We start from the raw sequence: 5,656 nt of genomic DNA on the forward strand, positions 1-5,656 counted from the left end.
GCCTGATCTCATCGACCATATTGTCCAGGACGAGATCGCCCTTGTCGGTCTTCACCGTCAGGATGGTGTGACCTTCATTGTTCAGGTCGCGCACGACGGTCATCAGCAGCGCCTGCCTGGGGAAGCCTGCCTCCAAGAGAAGCTTGCGCTTGTAGAGCGCGTAGATCTTGCAATCGCCCTTGCCGTCCACCGGATAATCCCAGTGGTCCATCATCGTGCCCCAATGATCGAAATTGCTGACCGGCTTGATGGAACTGTTCGCCTTCTGGTTGACGCGCTTGAGAACGCTCAAATTCCGCGCCGTCAGCTTGACATCGGCGGCCGGCAAGGCAGGCACCTTGCACTCTCTTGGCCGGCGGTGGCAGAAATCGATCCACCCGTAGGGAACGCTCGTGCTTCCGCCAACGGCGGCGGAAGACTGCGTCGTTCGCGTCTTGAACCACGACTGTGCTTCTGCCGAACCGGCCTGGATCGACGTCGCGCCAAGGAACGAAGCCAGCCCGAGCAGGAACGACGAAGTCAGAACGCCGGGGGAACGCCGCATGGCCAGATCACCACCACAACAAAGGCTGGATCCGCGCTTTTATGGGAGCGCAGCCCAGACATTTAAAGACTTAACAAATTCCTAACGCCGATTGTGTCCACTTCAAGGTACGACGGAAAATCAGGCGGCCCTACGTCTTATTTGGTTCAGGCCGCCCCCCGATGGCGCAGGCGTGGAGACGCCTGCTTCGCCGGAATGCTGGCTCCAGCGAAAGAGCTCCCGGCTCAGACCCTGGTGCCTCCCACAGTCATCTGGTTCATGCGCAGATGCGGTTGGCCGACGCCCACCGGCACGCCCTGTCCGGCCTTGCCGCACATGCCGATGCCTGTATCGAGCTTCATGTCGTTGCCGACCATCGAAACGCGGTGCATGGCATCCGGCCCGTTGCCGATCAGCATGGCGCCCTTGATCGGCTGCGTCACCTTGCCGTTCTCGATCATGTAGGCCTCGGTGCAGCCGAACACGAATTTACCCGAGGTGATGTCGACCTGGCCGCCACCGAAGGAGACGGCGTAGATGCCGTTCTTGACCGAAGCGATGATCTCGTCCGGCTCCATGTCGCCCGAGGTCATGTAGGTGTTGGTCATGCGCGGCATCGGCTGGTGGGCATAGCCTTCGCGCCTTCCGTTGCCGGTCGCCTTCATGCCCATCAGCCGGGCGTTCTGGCGATCCTGCATGTAGCCCACGAGTTTGCCGTCCTCGATCAGCATATTGCGCGCCGAAGGCGTGCCTTCGTCATCGACGGTGAGAGAGCCCCGCCGCTCCGGCATGGTGCCGTCATCGACGACGGTGACGCCCTTGGCGGCGACCTGCTGGCCGAGCAGGCCGGCGAAGGCGGAGGTCTTCTTGCGGTTGAAGTCGCCTTCCAGCCCGTGGCCGACCGCTTCGTGCAGCATCACGCCAGGCCAGCCACTGGACAAGACGATGTCGAAAGTGCCGGCCGGCGCCGGGATGGCTTCCAGGTTCACAAGGGCCTGCCGCAGCGCCTCCTTGGCGGCATGCTTCCAGCTATCCTCGACCAGGAACTCGCCAAACGCCTTGCGTCCGCCCATGCCGTAGGAGCCGCTCTCCTGCCTGTCGCCATTGCCGACCACGACCGAGACGTTGATGCGCACCAGCGGGCGGATGTCGTGCACGACCTGGCCGTCGGCGCGCACGATCTCGACATGCTGCCAGGAGGCGGCAAGCGAGGCCGAAACCTGGCGTACGCGCGCATCCTCGGCGCGCAGCCAGGCGTCGATTTCCTGCAGCAGCTTTGCCTTGGCCTCGAAGGACGGCGAGGGGATGGGGTTCTCATCGCCGTACAAATGACGGTTGGTACGGGCGGGTGGCGTGGCAAGCGTGCCCGAATAGCCGCCCTTGACGGTCGAAACGGCGTCGGCGGCGCGCAGCAGCGATGCTTCGGACAGGTCGCTGGAGTGGGCATAGCCGCTGGCCTCGCCCGCCACCGCGCGCAGTCCGAACCCCTGGTCGGTGTTGAAGTTGGCGGTCTTGAGCCGGCCATTGTCGAACATCAGCGCTTCGCTTTCGCTGTATTCGAGAAACAGCTCGCCATCATCGGCGCCGTTGATGGTGTCGGCAACGATCTGCTTGATGCGATCGTCTGAAATGTCGAATTGGCCGATCAGGCTGTTCATGGCGCGTCCGTTCACAAGGAGGAATGGTTCTTTGCCACGATGTAGGCGCGAAGGCGCGCCGAGACAATCGTTGCACCGCGCCGCGGGGACAAATGCGCCGACACGCGGTCGGCGTCAGGCTTTCTTACGCGATCCCTGATCCAGTGAAAAAGCCCGCGCCGTCAGGGCAGGGCGGCGAAACCGTCGGCGAAGCCCTTGAGGTCGACGGGGATGCCGATGCCTTCCTCAGGCGTCTGGAAGACGATGAAGGTCGCCGACGTGCCGGTCTTCAGCGTATCGAGCAGAGGCTTTTCAAGAATGACCTCGGCGTAGCAGCCGTCCTGAAAGCAGCGCACGAAATAGGCGCGGCCGATGTCCTTGCCGTCGACGTTGAGGCCGAGCCCATTGGGCAACAGCACGCCGAGCGGAGCCAGCACGCGCAGGATTTCCGCCTTGTTGTCGGCGGTGCGCAGCACCACGACCGACAGTCCCATCTCCGGACGGTCCTCGGCGACGACGTTCTGCATCATCACGCATTGCTCGGACGTGGCGCCGGCCGGCGTGTCGCAGATGATCGACCATGCGCCATGCGTCGAGCGGACGGTTCCGCTCGGCTGTGCGGCCTGGGCCGTGCCGGACATGCCGATCGGAGACAGGCCCGCCACGGGCAGGCCGATTGCGGACAAGGCGGCGAGAACGGTGGCCTTCGCCAAGGTTCTCGAAAGCCCAGATCCCGATAGCCAAGAGTTCATGACGGCTCCATTGCGAATCACGGCACTTTAAGCCGCGCCAAAGCCAAGTAAAGGACGAGACCGCGTCTCGCCTGTCCCGAAAAGGCCAGTATGGCGCTTTTCCTAACCAATTTCGCCCGAATTGCGACGGCAAGCCCGCCCGCTGGGCCAAGTCTGTGACCTCGGCGCAGCATACGCGATTCGGGGTTGGCTCCGTTGCCGTCACGGGCGCATGCCGGCTCACGCGCAAAAATGCCGCACGGTTTCGCCCGCTCCTTTCTTGCGGAGGGAAAAAGAGTATGGTTTGAACCAGCTTGAGACTGTCGGGATTCCCGTCCCGGCATTGTTGGTTATTCTCGCGGGCACGATCGCGAGGAACTGGGAGACGATGAGGGCGATGAGAAAATTCCTAGCTAGCGCCAGGTTTCCAGCAAGTGCCGGGTTTCTGAGCACTTGTGCCGCTGCGACGTTTTTCGCCGGCGGCTCCGCCCGTGCCGACCAGCCCGTGGAATGGGAGACCACCTTCCAAGCGCCGGCCACCGACATGATGCGGCAGATCGAGTGGTTCGGAAATTACACGATGTGGTTCATCGTTCCGATCACCATTCTGGTTCTGCTGCTTCTCGCCTATTGTATCGTCAGGTTTCGCGCGAGCGTGAACCCGGTCCCGTCCAAGACCAGCCACAACACCCTGATCGAGGTCATCTGGACTGTCGGTCCGGTCGTCGTTCTGCTCTGCCTTGCCATCCCGTCCTTCCAGCTGCTGACGGCGCAGTACACGCCGCCGGAAGAAGCAAAGCTGACCGTCAAGGCGACGGGCAACCAGTGGAACTGGGACTATGAGTACCAGACCGCGAACACCCTCTCGTTCAACTCCGCCATCCTCCAGGACGGCGACCGCGCCGCGGCCGGCAAGGAAGACCGCAAGGTCTATCCGCGCCTGCTCGCCGTCGACAATGAACTGGTGGTGCCGGTCAACACGATGACCCGCGTGCTGGTCACCGCGACCGACGTGATCCATTCCTTCGCAATGCCGTCCTTCGGCATCAAGATGGACGCCATCCCGGGACGCACCAACGAAACCTGGTTCAAGGCGGAGAAGGAAGGCATCTACTACGGCCAGTGCTCGCAGCTATGCGGCAAGGACCACGCTTTCATGCCCATCGCGATCCGTGTGGTATCCGACGCGCAGTTCAACAGCTGGCTGGCGGCGGCCAAGACCGATCTGCCAGGTGCCAACAAGGCGCTGATGGCTGAGGTCGACGGCCAGAACAAGGTAGCGGTCGCCGGCAACTGAAGCCAGCGGCCAGAAAAGATTAGGGAACGGAGCGGAACATGGCAGACGCTGCAGCTCACGACGGGCACGACCACAAGCCGTATCACGGCTGGGTCCGGTGGGTCTATTCGACCAACCACAAGGACATCGGCACGCTCTATCTGATCTTCGCGATCATGGCCGGCGTCATCGGCGGCGCGCTGTCGGTTGCCATCCGCATGGAACTGCAGGAGCCTGGCATCCAGATCTTCAGCGGTCTGGCCCAGATGGTCTACGGCATGAACGGCGACGCCGCGATCGACGGCGGCAAGAGCATGTACAATGCCTTCGCCACCGCGCATGCCCTCATCATGATCTTCTTCATGGTCATGCCGGCGCTGATCGGCGGTTTTGCCAACTGGATGGTCCCGATCATGATCGGTGCGCCTGACATGGCATTCCCGCGCATGAACAACATCTCGTTCTGGCTGCTGCCGCCGGCCTTCATCCTGCTGCTCACCTCGATGTTCGTGCCGAGCGCGCCGGGCGCCTTTGGCGTTGGTGGGGGCTGGACGCTCTATCCGCCGCTCTCGACATCGGGCCAGCCCGGGCCGGCCATGGATCTGGCGATCCTGTCGATCCACATCGCCGGCGCGTCGTCGATCCTAGGCGCCATCAACTTCATCACCACCATCTTCAACATGCGCGCGCCTGGCATGACGCTGCACAAGATGCCGCTGTTCGCCTGGTCGGTGCTGATTACCGCCTTCCTGCTCCTGCTGTCGTTGCCGGTCCTGGCCGGTGGCATCACCATGCTGCTCACCGATCGCAATTTCGGCACGACTTTCTTTGCTCCCGACGGTGGTGGCGACCCGATCCTGTTCCAGCACCTGTTCTGGTTCTTCGGCCACCCGGAAGTCTACATCCTGATCCTGCCGGGCTTCGGCATCATCAGCCACGTCATCTCGACCTTCTCGAAGAAGCCGGTGTTCGGTTATCTCGGCATGGCCTATGCCATGGTCGCGATCGGCGCCGTGGGCTTCATCGTCTGGGCGCACCACATGTACACGACCGGCCTGTCGCTCGACACGCAGCGTTATTTCGTGTTCGCCACCATGGTCATCGCGGTGCCGACTGGCGTGAAGATCTTCTCCTGGATCGCGACGATGTGGGGCGGGTCGATTTCTTTCAAGACGCCGATGCTGTGGGCGCTGGGCTTCATCTTCCTGTTCACCATCGGTGGCGTCACCGGCGTCCAGCTGGCCAATGCCGGCCTCGACCGCTCGCTGCATGACACCTATTTCGTGATCGCCCACTTCCACTACGTGCTGTCGCTGGGCGCGGTGTTCGCCATCTTCGCCGGCTGGTACTACTGGTTCCCGAAGATGACCGGCTACATGTACTCGCCCGTCATCGCCAACACCCACTTCTGGGTCACCTTTGTCGGCGTCAACCTGATCTTCTTCCCGCAGCACTTCCTCGGGCTCGCCGGCATGCCGCGCCGCACCAT

At 62.6% G+C, this 5,656-nt stretch carries 5 protein-coding genes; 2 read left to right on the forward strand and 3 right to left on the reverse strand.

Features of this window, described 5'->3' with window-relative positions; genetic code table 11:
* The 3 genes from WC739_RS24135 to WC739_RS24145 form a co-directional block, all read right to left on the reverse strand.
* On the reverse strand, window positions 1–544 hold a 544-nt coding region (locus WC739_RS24135), incomplete at its 3' end, for a transglutaminase-like cysteine peptidase (protein WP_372955508.1).
* Window positions 545–768: 224 nt separating this feature from the next.
* The gene (tldD, locus tag WC739_RS24140; RefSeq protein ID WP_372955509.1) at window positions 769–2,181 is read right to left on the reverse strand and encodes a metalloprotease TldD; all 1,413 of its coding nucleotides are present in this window, start codon (window positions 2,179–2,181) and stop codon (window positions 769–771) included.
* 161 nt (window positions 2,182–2,342) lie between these two features.
* The gene (locus WC739_RS24145; RefSeq protein WP_372955510.1) at window positions 2,343–2,912 is read right to left on the reverse strand and encodes an invasion associated locus B family protein; all 570 of its coding nucleotides are present in this window, start codon (window positions 2,910–2,912) and stop codon (window positions 2,343–2,345) included.
* Between the two features lie 376 nt (window positions 2,913–3,288).
* Between WC739_RS24145 and coxB the strand changes: the two genes are divergently transcribed.
* Window positions 3,289–4,188 carry a cytochrome c oxidase subunit II gene (coxB, locus tag WC739_RS24150; protein WP_372955511.1) on the forward strand — a complete coding sequence of 300 codons (900 nt, stop codon included), beginning with the start codon at window positions 3,289–3,291 and terminating at the stop codon, window positions 4,186–4,188.
* 38 nt (window positions 4,189–4,226) lie between these two features.
* Window positions 4,227–5,656 (forward strand): cytochrome c oxidase subunit 1 (locus WC739_RS24155; RefSeq protein ID WP_372955512.1); only part of this gene is annotated, 1,430 nt, incomplete at its 3' end.

Origin of the sequence: Mesorhizobium sp., assembly GCF_041661565.1 — a bacterium.
Classification (GTDB): domain Bacteria; phylum Pseudomonadota; class Alphaproteobacteria; order Rhizobiales; family Rhizobiaceae; genus Mesorhizobium.

Excerpts from the sequence above, each read along its gene's own strand:
- tldD (WP_372955509.1), bottom strand. The coding sequence starts at position 2,181 with ATGAACAGCCTGATCGGCCAATTCGACATTTCAGACGATCGCATCAAG.
- WC739_RS24145 (WP_372955510.1), bottom strand. The coding sequence starts at position 2,912 with ATGAACTCTTGGCTATCGGGATCTGGGCTTTCGAGAACCTTGGCGAAG.
- coxB (WP_372955511.1), top strand. The coding sequence starts at position 3,289 with ATGAGAAAATTCCTAGCTAGCGCCAGGTTTCCAGCAAGTGCCGGGTTT.